At 55.4% G+C, this 20737-nt stretch carries 21 protein-coding genes; 14 read left to right on the top strand and 7 right to left on the bottom strand.

Annotation, left to right across the window (positions count from 1 at the left end):
- The first annotated feature begins 26 nt into the window (after positions 1-26).
- The 9 genes from rpsM (at position 27) to HG15A2_RS22960 (ending at position 7876) form a co-directional block, all read left to right on the top strand.
- Complete coding sequence (rpsM, locus tag HG15A2_RS23000) at positions 27-410, top strand: 30S ribosomal protein S13 (protein ID WP_145063691.1); 384 nt, start codon at positions 27-29, stop codon at positions 408-410.
- A gap of 68 nt (positions 411-478) precedes the next feature.
- On the top strand, positions 479-871 hold the full coding sequence (gene rpsK / locus HG15A2_RS22995; protein WP_145063690.1) for a 30S ribosomal protein S11: 393 nt from the start codon (positions 479-481) through the stop codon (positions 869-871).
- A 97-nt stretch (positions 872-968) separates the two neighbouring features.
- On the top strand, positions 969-1595 hold the full coding sequence (gene rpsD, locus HG15A2_RS22990; RefSeq protein WP_145063688.1) for a 30S ribosomal protein S4: 627 nt from the start codon (positions 969-971) through the stop codon (positions 1593-1595).
- 152 nt (positions 1596-1747) lie between these two features.
- Positions 1748-2740, top strand: coding sequence for a DNA-directed RNA polymerase subunit alpha (locus HG15A2_RS22985; RefSeq protein WP_145063686.1), 993 nt, complete (start codon positions 1748-1750; stop codon positions 2738-2740).
- 88 nt (positions 2741-2828) lie between these two features.
- Positions 2829-3530: a bL17 family ribosomal protein gene (locus HG15A2_RS22980; RefSeq protein ID WP_145063684.1), complete on the top strand. Its 702-nt coding sequence runs from the start codon at positions 2829-2831 to the stop codon at positions 3528-3530.
- 273 nt (positions 3531-3803) lie between these two features.
- Positions 3804-4454, top strand: coding sequence for a putative metallopeptidase (locus HG15A2_RS22975; RefSeq protein WP_246117836.1), 651 nt, complete (start codon positions 3804-3806; stop codon positions 4452-4454).
- 90 nt (positions 4455-4544) lie between these two features.
- Positions 4545-5654 (top strand): hypothetical protein, encoded by a 1110-nt coding sequence (locus HG15A2_RS22970; protein WP_145063683.1) that lies wholly within the window; start codon positions 4545-4547, stop codon positions 5652-5654.
- Between the two features lie 294 nt (positions 5655-5948).
- Complete coding sequence (gene fba, locus HG15A2_RS22965) at positions 5949-6992, top strand: class II fructose-bisphosphate aldolase (RefSeq protein WP_145063682.1); 1044 nt, start codon at positions 5949-5951, stop codon at positions 6990-6992.
- A 134-nt stretch (positions 6993-7126) separates the two neighbouring features.
- A complete protein-coding gene (locus HG15A2_RS22960; RefSeq protein ID WP_145063681.1) occupies positions 7127-7876 on the top strand; it encodes a DUF3891 family protein in 750 nt (249 codons plus the stop codon).
- 127 nt (positions 7877-8003) lie between these two features.
- Here HG15A2_RS22960 and HG15A2_RS22955 read toward each other — a convergent pair whose 3' ends face one another.
- Complete coding sequence (locus HG15A2_RS22955) at positions 8004-9917, bottom strand: cation:proton antiporter (RefSeq protein ID WP_145063680.1); 1914 nt, start codon at positions 9915-9917, stop codon at positions 8004-8006.
- Positions 9918-10427: 510 nt separating this feature from the next.
- Between HG15A2_RS22955 and HG15A2_RS22950 the strand changes: the two genes are divergently transcribed.
- Positions 10428-11222, top strand: a complete 795-nt coding sequence (locus HG15A2_RS22950) for a hypothetical protein (RefSeq protein ID WP_145063678.1) — start codon at positions 10428-10430, stop codon at positions 11220-11222.
- Between the two features lie 546 nt (positions 11223-11768).
- On the opposite strand, the gene HG15A2_RS22945 is transcribed toward HG15A2_RS22950, so the two are convergent.
- A complete protein-coding gene (locus HG15A2_RS22945) occupies positions 11769-12062 on the bottom strand; it encodes a hypothetical protein (RefSeq protein ID WP_145063677.1) in 294 nt (97 codons plus the stop codon).
- 152 nt (positions 12063-12214) lie between these two features.
- Here HG15A2_RS22945 and HG15A2_RS22940 point away from each other — a divergent pair, with 152 nt between their 5' ends.
- Positions 12215-12673 carry a serine hydrolase domain-containing protein gene (locus HG15A2_RS22940; protein WP_145063676.1) on the top strand — a complete coding sequence of 153 codons (459 nt, stop codon included), beginning with the start codon at positions 12215-12217 and terminating at the stop codon, positions 12671-12673.
- Positions 12674-12682: 9 nt separating this feature from the next.
- Here HG15A2_RS22940 and HG15A2_RS25250 read toward each other — a convergent pair whose 3' ends face one another.
- Complete coding sequence (locus HG15A2_RS25250; RefSeq protein ID WP_145063675.1) at positions 12683-12823, bottom strand: PEP-CTERM sorting domain-containing protein; 141 nt, start codon at positions 12821-12823, stop codon at positions 12683-12685.
- A 397-nt stretch (positions 12824-13220) separates the two neighbouring features.
- Between HG15A2_RS25250 and HG15A2_RS22930 the strand changes: the two genes are divergently transcribed.
- From HG15A2_RS22930 to HG15A2_RS22920, 3 genes are all read left to right on the top strand, one after another.
- Positions 13221-14714: a PEP-CTERM sorting domain-containing protein gene (locus HG15A2_RS22930; RefSeq protein WP_145063674.1), complete on the top strand. Its 1494-nt coding sequence runs from the start codon at positions 13221-13223 to the stop codon at positions 14712-14714.
- A gap of 239 nt (positions 14715-14953) precedes the next feature.
- Entirely contained in the window at positions 14954-16972 is a 2019-nt protein-coding gene (locus HG15A2_RS22925) for a right-handed parallel beta-helix repeat-containing protein (RefSeq protein ID WP_145063672.1), read from the top strand.
- Between the two features lie 182 nt (positions 16973-17154).
- Positions 17155-17469 (top strand): hypothetical protein, encoded by a 315-nt coding sequence (locus HG15A2_RS22920; protein ID WP_145063671.1) that lies wholly within the window; start codon positions 17155-17157, stop codon positions 17467-17469.
- Between the two features lie 9 nt (positions 17470-17478).
- On the opposite strand, the gene HG15A2_RS22915 is transcribed toward HG15A2_RS22920, so the two are convergent.
- The 4 genes from HG15A2_RS22915 to HG15A2_RS25280 all read right to left on the bottom strand — a co-directional run bounded on the left by HG15A2_RS22915 (position 17479) and on the right by HG15A2_RS25280 (position 20482).
- Positions 17479-18381, bottom strand: coding sequence for a trypsin-like serine protease (locus tag HG15A2_RS22915; protein ID WP_218932194.1), 903 nt, complete (start codon positions 18379-18381; stop codon positions 17479-17481).
- 488 nt (positions 18382-18869) lie between these two features.
- Positions 18870-19133, bottom strand: coding sequence for a hypothetical protein (locus HG15A2_RS22910; RefSeq protein ID WP_246117835.1), 264 nt, complete (start codon positions 19131-19133; stop codon positions 18870-18872).
- An 87-nt stretch (positions 19134-19220) separates the two neighbouring features.
- Complete coding sequence (locus HG15A2_RS22905; RefSeq protein WP_145063669.1) at positions 19221-19691, bottom strand: hypothetical protein; 471 nt, start codon at positions 19689-19691, stop codon at positions 19221-19223.
- A 14-nt stretch (positions 19692-19705) separates the two neighbouring features.
- A complete protein-coding gene (locus tag HG15A2_RS25280) occupies positions 19706-20482 on the bottom strand; it encodes a hypothetical protein (protein ID WP_246117834.1) in 777 nt (258 codons plus the stop codon).
- Positions 20483-20737 lie beyond the last annotated feature (255 nt).

Genomic DNA, 20737 nt, shown 5'->3' with positions numbered 1-20737 from the left:
CGATTCAGATACCGGAGTAACCCCACATGCCACGTTTGCTTGGCGTAGACATTCCAGCCGATCGCCCTACGATCATCTCGCTCACCTACCTTTACGGCGTAGGCGAGAAGACTGCACGTGAGCTGTGCCACAAGGCCGGCGTCAATCCGCAGGCCCGCGCTCGCGACCTGCAAGAAGATGAAGTCGCTCGCATTGCCGCACTGCTCGACAAAGATTACACCGTCGAGGGTCAGCTGCGTCGTCAGGTGAGTCAAAACATATCACGACTACGCGACATTGCCAGTTACCGCGGCATGCGTCACCGTCGTGGCCTGCCGGTTCGCGGTCAGCGCACCAAGACCAACGCCCGCACTCGCAAAGGTCCTAAGAAAACCGTTGCCGGCAAAAAGGGCGTTAAAGACCTTCGCTAAGCAGGTAACGCATTTAGCCACCGGGCTTGCTCGGTGTTTTTTGAAAGATTCACTAGGAGTTCAGTAAGTTGGCCAAGCAAAAAACCAAATCGAAAGCCAAGAAGGCGCGTCGCAATGTGACCGTTGGCGTAGCGCACATCATCGCGACGTTCAATAATACCATGGTCACCATCACCGACACCAAGGGCGACACGCTCTGTTGGGCCAGCTCGGGTACGAGTGGCTTCAAGGGAAGTCGCAAGAGCACACCCTTCGCCGGTCAAATGGCCGCCCAACAAGCGGCTGAGAAGGCTCGCAAGTACGGCGTCAAAGATGTCGAAGTTCGCGTAAAGGGTCCTGGTAGTGGTCGCGAAAGCGCCATTACCGCCCTCGAAGCAGCCGGACTCAAAGTGAAGTCCATCGAGGACGTTACTCCCCTACCACACAACGGTTGCCGCGCTCGCAAGAAGCGTCGCGTCTAACTAAAAGCTGTTAGCTATTGGCCCCGGGCTGTTTGGCACTGGGTCGTTGGCTTTTCAATTCCAAAGATACTTTGCAGTTACGAAGCAGTACGAAATTATGGCACGATACACCGGACCTGTTTGTCGCCTTTGCCGTCGCGACGGGATGAAGCTCTTCCTCAAAGGTACTCGCTGCGATACGCCGAAGTGTGCGATCGAACGACGCGAGCAACCACCAGGGCAACAGAACTACCGTCGGAACAAGCAAACCGACTACGGCATTCACCTGCGTGAAAAGCAAAAGGTGAAGCATTACTATGGCGTGCTCGAGCGTCAATTCCGCAAGTACTTCGCTCAGGCAGAGCGGGCCAAGGGCAACACGGGCGATACGCTCATGAGCCTGTTGGAACGCCGCTTGGACAACGTCGTGCATCGCATGGGCTTCGGCATCAGTCGTAGTCAAGCGCGTCAGCTAGTTAATCACGGCCACGTGACCGTCAACGGAGTTCGTACGGACGTCGCAAGCTGTCAGGTACGCGTGGGTGATATCGTTCGCGTGAAGAATCGTGCCAAGAGCCTCGATCTGGCTCGCAGCATTATTTCCGAAGGCGCTGTCGACGTGCCCGACTTCCTGTCGGTCACCACCGAAGGCGTCCCCGAAGGCATCATTGGCCGCCTCCCCGCCGCCGAAGACGTATCCATCCCCATCGAAACACAACTGATCGTCGAGCTTTGCTCGCGCTAAGAACCAGCGAGCCTTGCTCGCGATAAGACACCTACGGGTGCCACTGCTGGCTTGCCCAGCAGGGTTAACGTGCACCCGAGACTCCCCCCTATAAGCCAACACAATCTAGTCGCTAGTTGCCCAAGCTAGTCACTATCCCACGGAGATTTCCTATGCATATTCGCTGGCGTGGACTCGAACTTCCTAGTCAAGTGGTTTGCGACGCAAGTACGCTCACCGCCAACTACGGTCGCTTCTATGCAGAACCTTTTGAGCGCGGCTTCGGCACAACCATCGGTAATGGCTTGCGTCGCATTCTGCTTTCCAGTCTCGAAGGCAGTGCCGTTACGCAAATTAAGGTGCACAACGCCCAACATGAATTCACCACGATCCCTGGCGTGCTGCAGGATTGCACTGACATTGTCTTGAACATCAAGTCGTTGGTCGTGAAAAACCATAGCGACTCGACCAAAGTGCTTCGTGTGGAGCGCAACACCGCCGGTGATGTTACTGCCGCTGACATCGAAACAGATGAATCGGTCGAAGTCATCAACAAAGACCTTGTGATCGCCACGCTCACAGAGGACGTACCTTTCGTTATTGAAATGGTCGTCGAGAATGGCCGTGGCTATGTTTCCTCCGGCGAGCATGGCGAAGGTGGGCAGGAAATCGGCATCATCCCGATCGATGCCGTCTTCAGCCCCGTCACCCGTGTGCGATACGATGTCGAGGAAACTCGTGTGGGTCAAAAGACGAACTATGACAAGCTCACCCTGGAGATCTGGACCGACGGTTCGGTCTCTCCAGAAATGGGCCTCGTCGAGGCGTCGAAGATTCTCCGCAAGCATCTCGCACCGTTCGTCCAGTACAGCGAACTCGGCTCGCAAGTTCACTCGGCAGCCCGCAGCGGCAGCCCTGGTGGTGGCGATGCCGCCCTGGACGCAAAGCTAAACATGACGCTTGCCGACATGAATCTTTCCGTCCGAGCCAGCAACTGCTTGGAAAGCGAAAACATTCTCACCGTCCGCGATTTGGTCGCCCTTACGGAAGACCAATTGCTGGAGGTTCGCAACTTTGGCGAGACGACTCTGACTGAAGTGCAACAAAAAATGCGTGAGCTCAACCTGCACCTAGGCATGCGAGTCCCTGCTGCCTCCAGCGTGTGATGCACACCCGATTGATTTCATAGCCACATTGATATTTAGCCGCCTCGCTTGCGAAGCGATTGAGTAAGAAACTTAGGAAGAATAAGCCATGCGTCATCGTCGAAAAGGCCGCAAGCTCGGCCGCAATCCCAAGCATCAACGCGCACTGTTGCGTAGCTTGGCCAGCAACCTGTTTCTCACTGAACGCGACGTCGATGACATTCGCTACATCAAGCTGGAGTCCGAGCCGCTAGTCAAGGGTCGGATCATCACCACGATTAGCAAGGCGAAAGAAGTTCGCCCGCTGGTTGAAAAATGCATCACCATCGCCCGCCGTGGTCTAGTCGCTGCTAAAGCTGCTGAAGAACACGGCACGGGTGCCGACCAGGGCAGCGACCAGTACAAGTCGTGGCGCTCTAGCGACAAGTGGACTCAATGGAACCAGGCGATGGCACCGGCCGTAGCCGCTCGCCGTCGCTGCTTGCAACTGCTCGGCGACAAGAACGCCGTCACCGTGCTGTTTGAAGAAGTTGCCGGCCGTTTCATGGACCGTCCCGGCGGTTACACCCGCATCGTTCGCCTGGCGACCCCCCGCCTCGGCGACAATGCCACGCGTGCCATCCTTGAGTTCGTTGGCGTACGCGACCGCGTAGTCCAGAAGAGCGAAAAGCCAGCCTTCGACGACGAAGCACCGGCCGAAGAAGCGGCACCCGCTGAGGAAGAAGCCACATCGGAAGCACCCGCTGAAGACGAAGCCCCCACGGAAGAGGTTGCCAGCGAAGAAGCTGCCGCTGAGGAAGAGTCAAAGTAGAGCCGACTACGTCAACGCAAGAACATTCAAAGGCGAGCCCGGAAGCAATTCCTGGCTCGCCTTTTCTATGGGTGCTCAGCGTTGCACCATTTCTGCCAGGCTCACCGGGTCGCCAGATGTGCCAGCGTTCGGTAAACCGCCAGGCATCAGACCGCCTAGGCAAGCCGAGTCGGAGTAGTGGTCGCATCGCTGTACCAATGCTCGGCGCTTTCAAGCTACAATGCGACCTTGTTGTAGTACTCAGCCTAAGGTTGCTCCAAGGAGGGGACACGCTTGCCAACTAAAAATCGCCGCACTAATCGCACGAATACCAAGAGCGCGAATACTAAGATAAGCCGAGCACCAGGAGCCGATCTCCCCGGCTTCGACTTCTCAGCCGCCATCGAAAGCGTCTGCCGCGACATGATCGCCAGGCTGCCAGAGTTCTCGCACATCGACTTCGATCGCGTTGCCATCAGTATTGTGCAGGCACGCCGCAATGTGTCGCACGGCATCTATGCTTCGCTCACACCGTTGCGCTTTGAGGGGGGCAGTCGCGAGAAACGCACCCGCGGGCGGCGCTACCTCGTGCAGACCGTTTGCGATTCACAGGGCGAAGAGTACCTGTACATCCTCAGCATCTACTTGCCCCGGTTCTTGAATACCTCGCTCGAAGAAAAGCTCTCGACGTTATTACATGAACTCTGGCACATCGGCCCCGCTTTCGACGGCGACCTCCGCCGCCACCCAGGTCGCAACTACGCGCACGGCAACTCGCAACGCGAGTACGATGCCCTCATGGATCGCTTCGCCCAGCAGTGGCTCGCTGCCGATCCACCGCACACGCTTTACGAATTCCTCGAACGCGAATTCACCGAGCTAGCCGCCGAATTCGGTCGCATCCACGGCCGCCACTGGCCCGCACCGAAGCTGATTCCCGCTTAGTCACCCCACGTAGCCCATGGCTCTGCCGTGGGATGGGTTGGTACGTGATAGGTGTATTTGATAGGTGGCACCAAACCGAGGACGCATCCCATGCCAAAGGCGTGGGCTACGGGATGGGATTACTACCTTTCTCCCGAGCCGACATGCGTAAGCAGTCGGGTAATTGCGCCTTCAAGAACGATTGCTAGCACCGCTCCGCTGCCATTGCTCGCGATTCGCCAAAAACCTACGATCCGCGAGCTTCGCGCCGAACAAGGTCGGCGTAACGATACCACGAGAAATGGCAATCCACCCAGTAGCTCCTTCATGCCCCGACAATTCCCGATGCTGCTGAATGTCCGCTACTGGGTTCTCGTCGTGCTTTGCATCACCCTCGCTGGCTGCCAGACGTTTCTCGCCCCTCCAGACGAAGCACTGGAAACGCTCCTCCAGCCGATCAAGTCCACGCCGGAAAGCGTCACGCTGGAAGTGTTCCACGTACGTATACCTGTGGAACTTGAAGACGACGTGCAACAACTGTGGTCGCGCGTTGACGAACAGCAAGTCGATGCCGCCACACGCCGCCGCCTCACCGCCAATGGTTTGCGCGTTGGCACGGTCGGCGCGCCATTGCCTGGTGAACTCACCGATCTGCTGGAATTGGTCGGCCAACCCGCCGACCAGCAGGCAAGCGCTTCCACCGACCTTGCCGGCGAGAAAGTCATCACCAGTCTGACGGCTCAGCCGCGCGTCACTCGTCGGATCGAACGCCTCAGCAAGCACGAGCAAATGCCGATCACCGCGTCGGAAGTGCGCAACTCCCTGCATATTCTGGTGAGCGACGACGATGGACTCAACGGCAACGAGTTCCGCGAAGTCGAAGCCGTCTACTCGCTCAAAGCGAGAGCACAACCGCACCAGCGTGTAAGTCTTAGCGTCACTCCCGAGTTGCATCACGGCGAGCTGCGCCAGCGGCGCATCGGTTCGGACAAAGGCATCTTCCTGATGACCGCCTCGCGCGAGCGTGAGTCCTTCGCCGACCTCCGCATCGCCGCCGAACTCACACCCGGCGAAATCCTTGTCCTCGGCTGCCTCCCCGACGCCGGCAGCAGCCTCGGCCACGCCTTCCACGTAGCGGAAACCTCCGGCACCCCGCAAAGCAAGCTCATCCTGGTGCGTCTGCTCCAAGTCCCGCCAAGCGAAATCCTTGCAGAGAAATAGTCTTGCAGACAAGTAGATCGGTGCCTCGAAAAAATCGGTCGTGGGGTACCGTCGAGTGGAGCGAGGCGTACCATGAACAAGGGTTCGGTACGCCTCGCTCCACTCGACAATACCCTACAAGAGCACAGCCGAGGATGGCCGAGCTGCCGCATACTTTGCCCGGTGGGTAGAGTAAATCGCCCATTCTCCCCGGTTTTCGCCCCCTCAGCGCCGGCCCGTCTTTTTGGTAAACTAGTTCCTCACATAAAAACAAATAGTCAACAGCCAATAGCCCCCCAAGAAGGAAATCCCACGATGCCTTTAGTCCCGATGAGATTGTTGCTGGATCACGCCGCTGAGAACGATTACGGCTTGGCCGCATTCAATGTGAACAACATGGAGCAGATCCAGTCGATCATGGAAGCTGCCGAAGAGACTGACTCCCCTGTGATCATTCAGGCGTCGCGCGGTGCCCGCTCCTACTCGCAAGATAACTACCTGCGTCACTTGATGCTGGCCGCTTCGGAACTCTACCCGAACATCCCCATCGTCATGCACCAAGACCACGGCAACAGCCCAGCGACTTGCCAAAGTGCGATCGACAACGGCTTTACCAGTGTCATGATGGACGGCTCGCTCCAGGAAGATGGCAAAACGCCCGCCGACTTCGAGTACAACGTGAAAGTCACCAAAGAGGTCGTCGAGAGCGCCCACTCGCAAGGCGTATCGGTCGAAGGCGAACTCGGTTGCTTGGGCTCGCTCGAAAGCGGCGAAGGCGAAGCCGAAGATGGACACGGTGCTGTCGGCAAGCTATCACACGATCAGCTACTGACCGATCCCGATGAAGCCGAACGCTTTGTGGCTGAAACAGACGTCGATGCTTTAGCCGTCGCCATCGGCACCAGCCACGGTGCGTACAAGTTCACTCGCAAGCCGGACGGCGATGTGCTCGATATGAAACGTATCGAAGAGATTCACAAGCGTCTGCCTAACTGTCACCTTGTCATGCATGGCAGCAGTAGCGTGCCGCAAGAACTGCAGGACATCATCAACGAGTTTGGTGGTGAGTTGAAGCAAACCTGGGGCGTGCCAGTCGAAGAGATCCAGCGCGGCATCAAGAGTGGCGTTCGCAAAGTGAACGTCGATACCGACAACCGCCTAGCAATTACCGGTGCCATTCGCAAAGTGTTGGCTACGGACCCCTCGAAGTTCGATCCGCGCGATTACCTGAAACCGGCCCGTGCTGCAATGAAGGAAGTTTGCGTCGCCCGCATGACCGCCTTCGGCCAGGCCGGCAACGCAGGCAAGATCAAGCCCGTGTCGATCGACAAGTTCAGCAGCTTTTACGCTGCTGTGTAGCCGCTTGCGGCTTAGCAGCTGCAGCCTTGTACCTACTATCGAAGAACCGGCGAGCTCCCCTCGCCGGTTTTTTACTGCGCAGATCAGTCGTTGTGGTTAGTACTTGTAGCCAACTCGAAAGAAATGATAGAAACATGCTCCGCCGCGAAATCACCGCCCCTGATGGTTCACCCCACTGGTTGCTCATCCCCCAGACGGAGCACGCCCGACTGAGTGGCGAATTGGCTGAAGCATATCAACCACTTGCGGCCTCGCCGCCCGGTGAGTCCTACCGAAATTCTCTGCTCAAGGCGATCCACCACCACGACGATGGCTGGCGCGAGTGGGACGCATCGCCCGAGCTTGATTCGCAGGGCCGGCCGCTCTCGTTCTTAGAGTTAGAAAACAAGCAGTCGCTCATCATCTGGGAGCGATCTGTGCAGCGCATGCTTGCTCACGACTCTTCTTTCGTTGCTGCCTACCTAGTGGCGGAGCATTTCAAGCAGTTGCTTGCCCATTCTGAAGACTCACCACCAGATGACGTAACCCGGGACTGGCTGGAGGAAATCTCGGAAGTGCAGATTCTTGCCACGACGAATGTTAGGAAGTCATCACTCGCAGAGCTAGAAGCTTGGCTTCCCGCCTTCGACGCCTTAAGCCTGTGGATGTGCAAAGCGATCTTGGCCGAGGAGCAGCAATTTGCGCTGCTCCCCGAACATGCAGAGGAAACGAAGTTCACTAGAGTGACCGACTCGCATTTCACCGCCAAGCCCTGGAACTTTGAATCGCCAGAAATTGAGCTCACAACCAAAGCGATCACCGTGCCCGTTGCAAATTACGCAACGAGTGAGGAATTGTTTGAGGCTAGTGAGCCGTACTCGATTGCTTGGCGAATAAGCAAGTAGCCCGCGAGCCACGCCTTACGTGGGGAGTGGCTGGGGTGCTTAAGCACCCCGGGCCAGTGACTGCTTTTCCCTCACATTGTCTCTCAGGCATTTCTTCCGGGCGCTGCTAAGCCGCAAGCGACTCGAGCTAAAGCCCCGCGGAAATACTTGAGTCCCCACTCTTGTCGCTGATCGTTGTCGTCGATGCTTCGCGAGAAATGACCGACTTGTCTTCATCGATCAACGCGATAATCTTCTGCCCCGCCTTCGGCACCGCCTCCTGTTCGTCGGTCGCCACGATTAACCGTTTGCCATCTTCCACGCGGAACAGCACTAATGCAGAGTTGCCATGCTCTGCTAAGAAGTCGTCGTAGTCGAAGTCCTCGCTGAGCATGGTCTTCTTGATCTTTGCGCCGGCTTCGAAGCGTGCTTCCAACTCCGCAAGTGTGGTTGGAATATCAAACAGCGTGCGCCCACGCCGATACGCCGTGACGGTTTCCGTCTTTTCGCTGCGTGCCTCTGGCGAAGCCAGTTGGTACACTTCCGCGCGTCCAAATCGCTCGGTAAAACCTTGCACCGCCAGTGTGTTCACCTCGTCGTTCGGGGTCATCGCCAGTAGTCGGCCGATGCCGCCTAGGTCGATCTCTTCCTGCACAAACTCGCTGCCAATGCTCGCGTGTGTCACCGGTAGGCCCTTCATGCGGGCGGATGAATTGTTTTTGGGATTCGTATCAACCAGCAGCACGGGGAAACCTTCTTGCTGAATCGCAATCGCGATTTCCCGCGCCGGTCGCGACGCCCCGGCAAACAACACGCCCTGCGGGTTCTGCCCCGACAAGCCCAACCAGCGCGCCAGTGGCGCGAGCGTCAGCCCGTAGATCGTGACCGATGCCATGATCACTAGAAATGTCACCAGCTCGAACTTTTCCGCTTCGGCCAAGAGTGTGGACTCCGGGTGATGCTCTTCCAGGCTCAGCTTAATTTGCAGTGCTAGCAGCGAACTCACCGCCGCAGCCACAATTCCCCGCGGATGAATCCAGGCGAGAAACGCTCGCTCGTTCCAGCTCAAACTACTCCCCAGTGTGGAGAAGAACACCGCCACCGGGCGGATCACCATAATGATCACCAGTACCAGGCCGATGCTTCCCCAACCGAGCTTCTCCAGCGTGGCCATGTTCACTTCCAGTCGCGAGGCCAGCACGATGAACAGCATGCTGATCAGTAACACTCGCAGGTTTTCTTTGAACTCCACCACGTGCCGTAGTTCTACCTTGCGCTGGTTAGCGAGGATCACGCCCATGAGCGTCACCGTTACCAAGCCCGACTCGTGCATGAGTTGGTTCGACACAGCGAACAACAGCATCACGAACGCCAGGATGAACGGGTTCTGTAAGTAGTCGGGCACGAGATAGCGCCGTAGGATTTCCCACAAGAACCACGCCCCTAGGCCTGCCAACGCTACGCCACACAGAATCGTGAGCCCCAAGTTTGTGAGCACTTCGCCCGTGGCAAGGTCACCCTGTTCTGCTTGATGCAGAACCACTTCAAACACCAGCGCTGCCAGCACAGCGCCGATGGGGTCGTTCACTATGCCTTCCCACTTGGCGAGCGAACCAATCCGCCGCACCGGTTGCACATGTCTCAGTAGCGGAAGCACCACTGTCGGCCCGCTTACCGTGAGCAGCGCCCCTAGGAGCACGGACATCGGCAAGGAAAAAATACCCAAGTAGTAAGCCGCCGCCGCCGTTGAGAGCCACGTGATCACCAGCCCAATGGAAACCAGCCGCGCGACCACACCTTTGGTACCGTGGATTTCCCGAAAGTCGAGACTCAGACCGCCCTCAAATAGAATCACACCCACCGCGAGCGACACCATCGCAAAGAACAAATCTTGACTGGCCCCCAGTTCCTCAGCCGGCAAGAACCGCCCGAGCGCCACGCCAAACACCAGCAGCAGCACAATCGCCGGCAGGCGAAGTTTCCAGGCAACCCACTGGGCGGCAATCCCCAGGGCCAAGACGCTAGCGAGCTCCACGGCAGGGGTGAGTTCAAGCGCTAACATCGGGAGCGGCAGAATCGACAAGGAGTTAAGCATCAGCGGAGGCTGCAAATCAAGGGAATGGGTAGATTCAAAATCGGAAGGTACACCTCAGCCGAGCTAAAATGGTATTGCTAAGCGTTCTCAGAGGTTGGTGATGCACAAACGTCTCACATTTAGCCGCAGTGCTTGCACCGCGATGTGGTCAATCTTCCTCGTCACACCAACTCTGCAAACGCTTTAGCGAAGAGCAATATAGCTTGGTAGCGGCTTCGGTGAATTGACTAATTGTCGCAAAGCTCGATGGGGGCCAGCAGCGACACCTGACGTAGCCGTAAATCCTTGCCAATTCAGATCTTGCGGCAAACCCCCCACCTACCCGGTTCGAGACCTGACCCAGCCCGAACTCTTTATACTCCCCATCCTTTCCAATTATCCTGACAATCCCGTCTGGAAAAGGTTGACCTTTGGTGAAAAGCGTATAGACTTGCGGCTATCTGCAGAACGTTTCCATTTCTAATTGGTGGGTATCTGATGAAAAAACTACTTATTTGTTGCTTGGCGTTAGTACTGTGTCCATCACAATCCCACGCTGTGTTGACCTTCGGTGTGCCCGAGACTTTTGACTCGGCAGTTACTACCGGCTCTACTCAAGCCCCTGACGTTTGGTATACCGATCGATATGCTCCTGCCGCATTTACCTCTCCCGTTTCCTTCGATGGTGACAATCGCTTACTTCATTCGATTTCTGCTGCAGACGGTGTTGACAATAGGCCAGCCAGTTTTTCAAGCGCATTCTACAACACCCAAGGCCGCAAGTACGATTTGCCCGCGGGCACCGGTGGCCTGAGCATCGACTTGTACATCCCGTCCGACTGGGCGACTACCGGCCGCCGCATGGCTGGACTCTGGGGAACTGGCGTGGATGGTTCCAATACCATCGCCGACTATCCGATCATCGAGTTCGCAAGCGATGGTTCGGGCCCTAGGTTTCAGGTGTGGGATAGTGGATCAGGATGGTCCGAAATTGGGCTTCCTAGTGGCTTCGTGTACGACGCTTGGTACACCTTGGATGCAAGCCTAGCGGGGTCGACTATCAATTATTCAGTGGGCGACATCACAGGCTCTGTTCCTTCGCTTGGGTCGGTTGAAATCGATAACGTCATTTTGCAAGGTCACAATACGACCGACGGTGTTGATTACGACATCCATTGGGATAATCTAACAATCACCGCAGTTCCTGAGCCTTCGGCCTTCCTGTTCGGCGGGTTGGTCTGCAGCGTCTTGGGTGCGAACTATTACCGCAAGAACAAGCAAGCCAAGGCCTGAGTTCCTGGCTCGCGATAAACATTAAAAACAACCAGCCGCTCATCCGGCTGGTTGTTTTTTATGCGCCACTTAGGCCGGAACAAGCCGTGCGCAGTTCCGGGATGGCGGCGGTGGTGATGCCGCAACCGCACGTTGCCAATCGCCTGCAGACACATCGGCCAAGAGCTCGAAGCAGGAAAGATTCCAACTCGAAAAGGTGTATCTCGCCACAAGCGATCTCTACCCCGCAGCACGCTTTAGCAAGCTGGCTGCCTTCGACGAAACTAATGGAAGCGAATCGAAAAGCAGGTGCCGACAAACCAGTCGTCGGCTGATACGTTGAGGCCGACGCTGCTGCGGATGTCCCCTATTGCAAATCCGCGTTGTGAAAACTGTCTTTCTAGCGAGCTCAAAACGTTGTGATGAAGAGTGATTGTATTGCCACCCAAGAATCTTACGGGTTGGAGCTACGACGGGTTGCCCTTCTGACGTTTAGTCTTGCCGAAGACGCCCCGGCATCAGCGGCGTAGTAGAAGATCTGGCCCGCCACTGTCCGTAAGTCGTGGGCTAACGCAGTGTTCGGTAATCGCGATTGCCGATCAGGTCCAGGGCTCCGTTGCGGTCGATAACACCGACTGTGCGGAGTGCAGTCAGATACGTTTGGTCTGTCCGAATCCAATTGCCTGTGCCGCCGGTCACCGGCACGACATGTGTTTCAATCTCGGGCTCGTAGATCGGATTGGAACGTTGACTCCAAACCCCTGATCGAGTCATTTCTTCGCGGTCTGCCTTGAGAATCAGCGTTAGCTTTTCCCCGGCGAAGCCGCGCGAACGCAGCGGGACAGTAACAAGTTGGTCCATTCACTACAGAATTGGCCGTGTCGTCGTTGAGTAGTCCCGACTGGCTGCCCATCACGCGAATCGAGTCGTGAGTCACACTCGCCGGGTCGATCGGATCAGTGAAGGTGAGTGTCGCTTCGCTGCCCGCATAGGCGACATCCAACAGGCGAATCATGACCCGAACCTCGAACGTCTCGGTCGCCGAATCGCGTTGGGCTATAGGCGAAATGAGACTGCTGGTCGCACGCCACTCGTCGATCCTTACCCGCCGTCCAAGAGTTTTGGGTACGAGTACAAAGGCATGGGGGGTTGTTACCAACGACGTCGAGCTGTCCAAGTGGATCGACGCTTTGCAAACCGACGACGTTCTCTCTTCGGACACACGGAAAAAACTCTTCAAACCTAATCAGGAGTCCTGCGGCTGCGGTTGGGAGGTCTTTTCTTTTTCAGAAGGTTGCCGCTGCATTGGGCATGGCGGCACTGTGCGAGGCTACACCTCAAAACTCTGGTGGTTCCCTAACGACGATGCGCTACTTGTGGTGCTCGCCAACTACGACAGCTTTCAATACGACATGCTCAATGCACTGAAAGAATTGATGTACCGAGAGGCAACCACGCAAGATGCTCGTTGATGGCGTACGCTATCCCCGCCGTCGTCTACGCCCTAGTCCCACCAAACTTGCAGCTCCCAATAACACGACGCTAGAAGGTTCCGGCACTGCCTTACTGGCGATCGTTTCGTAGTTCGGGGCCGACGATAGTCGCGTACGTACTACTTCCATAACGAAGATTCAGAGTAGCAAATGAGCTGATTCCAGTGAGTAAAAACTCATCATCGACCTCAGTAAACCACTTCCCCCTCCTCCGGATACCATTCACGGAATCCGAGACTACGTGCATGCAGCTCTCTTAATCACCTGAAGATTCTGGATCGCAACTTACAAAGGCAGGGGATTGCGGTCTGGGTGCAAAAGTGAAGAAAGTAGGAATCCTATGATAAATCGCTTGACAAGAAGTGCATGTCAGAAGAAGATAGACATTATTAGGAAGGTTAACTATCTCATCGGAGAGGCTACATTCAAGCCAGTCTGCCGGTTAATTGCCTATTAGACGCTTATCTTCGTGGCATTCGAGATCGCCATTCAACAGCTTAAAGTAAACCATCGGAGGAGTAGAGGGATGAAAAAAACTGTCTTAGGGTTATTGTCTATCGCGTGCCTGGCTGTGCTTTGCAGTTCCCAGGCGTTGGGTCAGAACAAATACATACCGAACAACGACTCCCCCGTCGACTGGAACTCGGCCGAATGGCGCGGCGCTAGTGGCGAATTTTATTTTAATCCTCCTGGCACCTCGTCATCTGACCATGCGGTGATACTCGGTGGATCATTTTCCGGTAGCGTGATCGATCCCTCGGATGACGTGGTGATCAATCTCGATGGAGAGGCTGGCTTGGGCCTCGGAACAAAGAACCAGATTAATTATTTGCAGATTGCCAGATATGCTGGCATCGCGGTCCAGACCAACTCGACCACGTTCAATGTCCTTGGCACTGGGTCCTCTACTTTCCAGGTACACGGAAATCTTGAAGTGGGCCGAGATAACTTTGGCGTAGCAACGTACAATCAGACTGGTGGAGACACCGACTTCGCTGCGGGTGGTGGTCTGACTCAAATCAACGCTGATAATGGTTTGTTCGAAATTTCTGGCGGCACGTCCAGAATCAATCGAACAAAAATCAGCGGCAACATTAGTAACGTGGGTACTTCTGCCACCGGCCTCAACAAGTTGAAGGTCTCTGGAGGCGAACTCACGGTCGGCAAGGGAGCCTTCGTTGACATCGCAATGTTTGAGGGGAGTACGATCGACGTCACTGGGGGCAAGTTCATCGGGAATGGGTCGGTCAGTGATGGGTTACGGATTGATGACAGATCTTACGTCGGCGCTGGCGATCGGCGTGCTACGATCAACGTCTCTGGCGGTTCGATGACCGGCATCGACGATCTTCGGGGCCCGATAGTCAATGTCACCGGCGGCAGTTTCATTGTGGGCGATGGCCTGCAAACTCCTGGCGGGGGCGGGCCTGACTTCGACCGCACGATACTGAATGTCAGTCCCTGGGTGGCTCCTCCGGGCCTGCATACCGAATTTACTTTATCCGACAGCGGCAAAGTTGTTTTCCCGGTCTTTCCTAACGGTGAAGCAGCCTATTTCGACGTGAAAAACAATGCCGATCTCGACCTGTCAGGCGGGACGGTCGAACTAGATTTCACCAACGCTCCACCTCTTGCGATTGGCCAGAAGTTTACACTTATTCGAGCCTCGGGCCTCATAGAGCCGACTGTGTCGACGGACAACATAGCGCCACCTCCTGGCTTTGCTTGGGATTTCACAAACTTTGTGGCACCTGACTACCGACTGGATGTCATCGCCGCCACGGCGGGTATCCCAGGCGACTTCACTGGCGAAGGTGATGTCGATGGAGCCGATTTCCTGACTTGGCAGCGAGGCGAGTCGACCAATGGAGCTACACCTGGCGATTTGCAGCTGTTCCAAGACAACTACGGTACAACCGCGTCCACCGCAGTTGCCACATCCGTTCCTGAACCGACGTCTGCCTTGTTGCTGGTGATTGGAATGATGTTCGTTGGAAATCGCAGCAGCAAGAAAAGCTAATTGCTCCCGACCTTCGTTGAGAGTCGATTTAGTATCCCTGTGTTTTTGAAACCCTCTGCAATCAGTTTGCACAGAAGAGTATACCCTCGCGTCTCAGTCCTCGCATCAGCCTAAAAAACGGCCGATGCGAGGGCGCTGACGGAGGGCCCTGCGCGGGGCATCTCGGCAACACAGCGTCTTGCTGACTTCCCCATGCTTCGTCTATTCCAAACAAATTTGATAGAGAAAACTCGAATCTCATGTTAGCGAATATCACCGTACGAGAATCATCGAGCTCTGTCGCCTCGCGAAGCAAGCCTTGGCTGCCAAAAACTTGTCTATCGGGCTTGATTGCTCTCGTTCTCGCAACGACAGGTTCGTTACATCATGCGCGGGCGGCCAACTCCATCACCGCCGGTTCTCTGACCTCGCCGTTTCCCACGTACGAGTACCTCTCCTTCGAGTGGGCGTTCAGCGGCGACGACAACAGCAATGCGTCTGTCGGCATCCAATATCGGCCTGTCGGAGAGACGAACTGGGTTCAGGGCATGCCCTTGCGGCGCGTCGACGCTGGCTCAAATGCGACCATCTCGGGGGGAGCGCATTGGACCACTAAGTACTCGGGCAGTCTGTTCAAACTGAATCCTGGCACCAATTACGAGGTTCAACTTGACATGAACGATCCCAACGGCGGATCGTCGCAGCAAACGCTGAACGTCAGCACTCGCGAGCTGCCTAAGATGATGCAAGGCAACATCATCGAGTTTGATCCCGGCTTTCAAGGCGAGCTGATGGTGGAAAGTGGCACGCCCGGGAATCCCAACATTTACCGGAGTAAGTCGTTTGATGACCCTGCAATTTTCACACAGATCAATCTTGAGGGCAAACACGACGTTCAAATCATTGGATTTGATATTCAGAACCTCGACTCACACGGAATCAAAGCCAATGGGGCAAGTGACTTCGTGATCGCCCGCAATACCATCCATGCTAGGCACGGGATCCGCATGCTCAGTGGGGCTACGAACGGGTACGTGGTTGATAATGTCATCAATGGGGTATCCACTTGGCAGGAATCCTCTGTGGGTGCTAGCGGCAACAATATTGGTGAAGGAATTGAAGTCAGTGGTCCCGGAAATGTGATCGCCTATAACACCGTGAGTAGTTTTCGCGATAACATCTCGTTGTTGGAATTCGAAGGGAACCAGAGCAACAATGATCAGCGGAGCATCGATATTCACAACAACGAAATCACGCAGAGCCTCGACGACGCGATCGAAGCCGACTTCGCCCAGGGGAATGTACGCGTGATCGATAATCGCATCACCGATGCGTTTATCGGGATCAGCACTCAGCCTACTTTGGGTGGTCCGACTTACATCCTGCGTAATTCGATCTACAACGTGATTCATGTTCCCTTCAAGCCGAACCGTCAAAGCGATGGCGACGTGATTATGCATAACACCGTCGTGAAGTCGGGCTCGGGTCTGTATACGTCGACAGGCGACCCTTTTTCCAATGCCCTGTTCCGCAACAATCTGGCCATTGGCGGAGCCGATGTAGGTCAGATCAATGGCTACAACAACGGCAATAGTCGTCCCGCAGACGTGGACAAGTGCGATGGCTCTTGTAGCTTCGACTACGATGCCGTGGGCCAAACGGCCGGCAGTCCCAACGGTGCGCGAATCTATAACCCAGGATCCACCGACTTCCTCACGGCAGAACCCAATGGGATGATACTTTCCGGACTCAATCCCACGAATCTCACTTCACTTTTTGTTCCGGGAGTCACCGTTCCGACGTCCAAAGCAGCGGTGTTGACTGAACACGAGCCACTCGACTTGCGACTGGCAGCCGGAGCAGCCGTTGAGGGGCAAGCTTTGTTGATCCCAGGCATCAACGACGATTTCCTCGGATCGGGGCCTGATCAGGGAGCCTACGAGGCGGGGCAAGAACTTCCCACCTACGGCCAGCGCGCCTTGGTGCCTGGAGACTTCAACTTAGATTATTCGGTAACCGAGGATGATCTGCTGCTCTTCCAAAGCTCTTACGGAATCAATTCCGGCGGCGATGCCGATGGCGACGGGGATACCGACGGACATGACTTCCTACTCTGGCAGCAGTATGTTGCGAGCCCCGGATCTCTGAGTGCATTGAATAGCGACTCGACTGCTGTTACTGTCCCTGAACCGACTTCACTTGTGATCGGTACGCTGGGAGGGATCGCTTTGCTTTTCTCCCGCCGCCGGCAAGAGCATATCGATTCTGACTCGCAATAGTTTTCACAATAATTTACCATCGCTTTAGACGAATCGCGGGTGAGAATTCATGGACCTGGGGGCAGCGTCCATTGATTCTCAACGCGATTCAAATGGAGTTGTGAATCCAGTAGGCGCTCAGGACTATTTCTTTGTTGGCACCAACCAATCTGAGCACGTGACACAACGTTGACCACTCTCGATTGGGTGATCGTCACCGGATTCTTACTGCTGACATTGGGAATTGGCTTGGCCGTATCACGGCGCTCAGGGAAGAACACGGAAAAGTACTTCCACTCGAGTCATTCGATGCCCTGGTGGTTGCTCGGCATGTCGATGGTTGCGACCACGTGCTCAACAGATACGCCCAATCTGGTGACCGATATCGTCCGTCAAAATGGGGTGGCTGGAAACCGGACTTGGTGGGTTTTTTTGCTCACCGACATGCCACCGTGTTCGTCTATGTCCGCTTGTGGCGTCGCAGTGGCATGATGACCGACACGCAAGATGCTCGTTGATGGCGTACGCTAACCCCGCCGTCGTCTACGCCCTAGTCCCACCAAACTTGCAGCTCCCAATAACACGACGCTAGAAGGTTCCGGTACTGCCCTACTGGCGATCGTTTCGCCAATCCAAACTCGTTCATCGAGACCAAGAATCGTGGCGTAGGTACTGCTACCATAACGAGGATTCAGAGTCGCAAACGAAGTTATCCCTGTAAGGAAAAACTCATCATCGATCTCGGTAAACCATCCTCCACCCGAATCTCCAGGACTACCCAAAAGCCCAAGATCGTTGAAGTCGGGATGACCGGGTTGGCGAAAAAATGTCTCCATAAAGGTACTATTCGGTGAAGCTACTGAGTCAATTGGAACAATTCCAGCGCGTTTTTGACCAGCAGCCCCAACATAACCCGTACTTGGGGTTCCGCCAACGCCGTACCCGGCAATACCTGTGTCAGTTCCCGTGAGGTCTGCGACATCTCCCAGGTAGAGTTCGGCGGCAGTCGCGGTCTCAAATGCATCCTCAAAGTAGAGCAACGCCAAATCGGGACCGCTTTCAAATCCGCCGTAACCAGGATTTACAAAGACTTCGCTAGCAAACAGGCTCTCACCCGGATCTGTAATGACATTGTTGCCAAGGCCAAATTCGAAGCCGTTGTAAACGCTGTTGATGTCGTAATCGTTTTCGAGTACGCCGTGAGCAGAGGTAAGGACCCAATTCTGGCCGATCAGCACACCCGAGCCAAACGTAACATCAACACCATCTTGCTGAACAAACAACCAACCGACCGAAGGAAACGTATCCGCATATTCAAAATACGCAGATTCAGGTGTAGTCGACATCTCGTGCACAATCGAGGCATTCGCCGACGAACTCGCACTCAACAACAAACAAAACGCGCCAAGGAAACTAACAATACTTCTCATGAGTCTATCCTTGCTTCTCCGTAAGAATGAGTTCCGGAACAACATGTTCCAGATAGAAATCGAAATGTTGAACAAGAAGAGGCTAAAGAAAACCAAAGGGCATAACCCTAATTCTCTCGCCTCAAGTTCATCCTTCACGTTTCCTAGCAGCGGCGGTACTGCCCTGATTTCTTGTGCCGCAAAGATCAGAGCCCAACCCGCGACTCCACTGCTACACATTCCTAGAGTGTTGAAATTATTGGCTATTTCGAAAATGTAAATCGCACGCCATAGTCATCGTCTGTTCCGATGGCACGGATGGGCGATATAAAAAGGCTATTTTTGCCATCCTGCCGAGCCGAATTCGAGACTTTGCGAGGCGCTATTTGCGGGCGCATCTTTCTGACGTGGGCATGCCTTCTTGGCAAAAGAGAGGCCTGCGACGGCGAATGTAGGCAAAACCTTCGCCAAACCTCTCCTCCGCTCAGCGAGCGAATATTTGCACCGGATCAGAACTCGGTCGCCGCTGGTGTTTGCTCCGGCGTTACGCCCAAGATCCAGCTATGGGCCAAGTCGGCCACTTTCGCTACCAATGGCAGGTCGTCGCGGCCGAAGCTGGGCGAGTCCTTCCATTGTTCATCGGCTTTGTAAAGCCGGCTGATGGTGACGTTGTGCCGGATTCCATTCTGGGTTTCGTTTTCCCAGATCGCTGCGCGGATGCGTCCGATACGCACTTCGTAAACCGGACGCGTCCTCTTCGTGGTCGTAGCCACAACAATACTTCTCCTTGTTAAAAAACAAGAAACAGAGCGGTGCTGCAACGGGCAGCACCGAGAACTCACAAGCAATCAACCACGAATCTATACAGCAAGCGCTAAGAGCGAGGCTGCCTTAGCATCGATCTCGACACGGTCACCAGCGTAGCGAACTTCTTGGGCAAGACGCGTGAGGGCATCGACCAACGAGAAGATCGAGAATCGACCGCTTTCGCGTGCGAACTGTGTCGCCTTCGCTGCCAGACCACGCGGAATCCCTTCGCGGGTGAGGTTCTTAACGACCTCGTCAGCCTCGGATCTGAGTTGCTGCCGCATTGCGTTAGACACAACACGAACGAAGCCATCGCGGCGTTCGTCACGTTTGGCAACGAGTCGCTCGATGAGCCGACGGATCTCCGTGAGGCCGTCGCCTACTTTGGCGGTGTGCTTGCAGGTGAACTCAACGACCTCGACAGCATCCCACGTCCTGTTCAACAAGGTTGTCACACGATATCGATCGGTGAACGTCGGTCGATATCGCTGCTGAAGCTGTAGTGGAAGGGAACCGATTGTCACGAATCGCACGCGGCTTACCAACGGCGCATGGCTGAGAAGCGTGCAGGCACAAAACGACTCGATCGCAGTTGTCTCTCTCCCTTCTCAGGCAGCTTTGCGTTCGTAGTGCTTCGATACGCCGCCCAGCCACTCTCGACAGACGATCTCGTCGTCTTTAACCGGCGGATCATCGACCTCCGGCCAGACACCGAGTAAAGGCTTGTTTTCCTTCCGCTGATGCGGGCGTGCCTGATGATAATAATCCAGATAACATGAGACGATGCAGTCGAAGTGGCCCAAGCCAAGCACAATGAATCGGTTGAGGCACTCAAGCCGGATAGAACCAATCCAGCGTTCGACGAACGCATTTTGATTGGGTGCCCTAGAGCCGTCGGCTCAATAGAGACACCGTTGTCCGTGAAGACTCGATCGAATCGATTGGAGTATTTGAAGTCGAGGTCCCGCACTAAATAGCGAACCGGCAAGTCCATACCTCGGGTCTGTTCGAGCATCGATTCGGCTTGAGCTGCTACCCACTTATCATCAGGCTTGATCGTCGCCGGTGAGCAGATAACTCGTCGTGATTTGACGTGCAAGAAGGCCAGGACATAGGCCTGCCGAAGCCCGCTACTGGTCATTGCCATCTTGGAGAAGAAGTCACACTGCCAGAGGGTGTCAGCATGGATCTTCAGGAACTCATCCCAAGTACCTGGCCCACGTTTGGGGCCTGGATGGAGGCCTTCTTCTTTGAGGATCGTGCGCACAGTCGTGCGACCACAGCAGCGAATTCGTAATTTGCGTAATTCGCCCACGATTCGGCCCGAACCCCAGGCATACTACACCCCATTGCGTTGATCACAAGTCGGTGTTGGTCGACGATTCACCCCCGGTTAGAGTGAGTGTCTTGGCGTTGTTGGAGTTGGCGCTGTGGCGCCAGCAACGCCAGCAGTTACTGCATGGAGGTGAATTATGCGAGGCGAGCAAGCTCCCTCCACTTGTAACGCAACCAGCTCAACTGACATTCTGGCCGGTCCGACTGGACCAGCTTTGGCGGCACCTGCCGGCAG

Origin of the sequence: Adhaeretor mobilis (assembly GCF_007741515.1) — a bacterium.
Taxonomy (GTDB): domain Bacteria; phylum Planctomycetota; class Planctomycetia; order Pirellulales; family Lacipirellulaceae; genus Adhaeretor; species Adhaeretor mobilis.
This window is presented reverse-complemented; position numbering and strand designations above follow the sequence as displayed.

Bases quoted from the DNA above. Each gene is read 5' to 3' on its own strand.
- HG15A2_RS22945 (WP_145063677.1), bottom strand. From the start codon at position 12,062: ATGGACCAACTTGTTACTGTCCCGCTGCGTTCGCGCGGCTTCGCCGGG.
- HG15A2_RS22970 (WP_145063683.1), top strand. From the start codon at position 4,545: ATGCCAAAGGCGTGGGCTACGGGATGGGATTACTACCTTTCTCCCGAG.
- HG15A2_RS22980 (WP_145063684.1), top strand. From the start codon at position 2,829: ATGCGTCATCGTCGAAAAGGCCGCAAGCTCGGCCGCAATCCCAAGCAT.
- HG15A2_RS22925 (WP_145063672.1), top strand. From the start codon at position 14,954: ATGTTAGCGAATATCACCGTACGAGAATCATCGAGCTCTGTCGCCTCG.
- HG15A2_RS22955 (WP_145063680.1), bottom strand. From the start codon at position 9,917: ATGTTAGCGCTTGAACTCACCCCTGCCGTGGAGCTCGCTAGCGTCTTG.
- HG15A2_RS22940 (WP_145063676.1), top strand. From the start codon at position 12,215: ATGACCCGAACCTCGAACGTCTCGGTCGCCGAATCGCGTTGGGCTATA.
- rpsM (WP_145063691.1), top strand. From the start codon at position 27: ATGCCACGTTTGCTTGGCGTAGACATTCCAGCCGATCGCCCTACGATC.
- HG15A2_RS22985 (WP_145063686.1), top strand. From the start codon at position 1,748: ATGCATATTCGCTGGCGTGGACTCGAACTTCCTAGTCAAGTGGTTTGC.
- rpsD (WP_145063688.1), top strand. From the start codon at position 969: ATGGCACGATACACCGGACCTGTTTGTCGCCTTTGCCGTCGCGACGGG.
- HG15A2_RS22960 (WP_145063681.1), top strand. From the start codon at position 7,127: ATGCTCCGCCGCGAAATCACCGCCCCTGATGGTTCACCCCACTGGTTG.
- HG15A2_RS25250 (WP_145063675.1), bottom strand. From the start codon at position 12,823: ATGGAAGTAGTACGTACGCGACTATCGTCGGCCCCGAACTACGAAACG.
- fba (WP_145063682.1), top strand. From the start codon at position 5,949: ATGCCTTTAGTCCCGATGAGATTGTTGCTGGATCACGCCGCTGAGAAC.
- HG15A2_RS22950 (WP_145063678.1), top strand. From the start codon at position 10,428: ATGAAAAAACTACTTATTTGTTGCTTGGCGTTAGTACTGTGTCCATCA.
- HG15A2_RS22915 (WP_218932194.1), bottom strand. From the start codon at position 18,381: ATGAGAAGTATTGTTAGTTTCCTTGGCGCGTTTTGTTTGTTGTTGAGT.
- HG15A2_RS22930 (WP_145063674.1), top strand. From the start codon at position 13,221: ATGAAAAAAACTGTCTTAGGGTTATTGTCTATCGCGTGCCTGGCTGTG.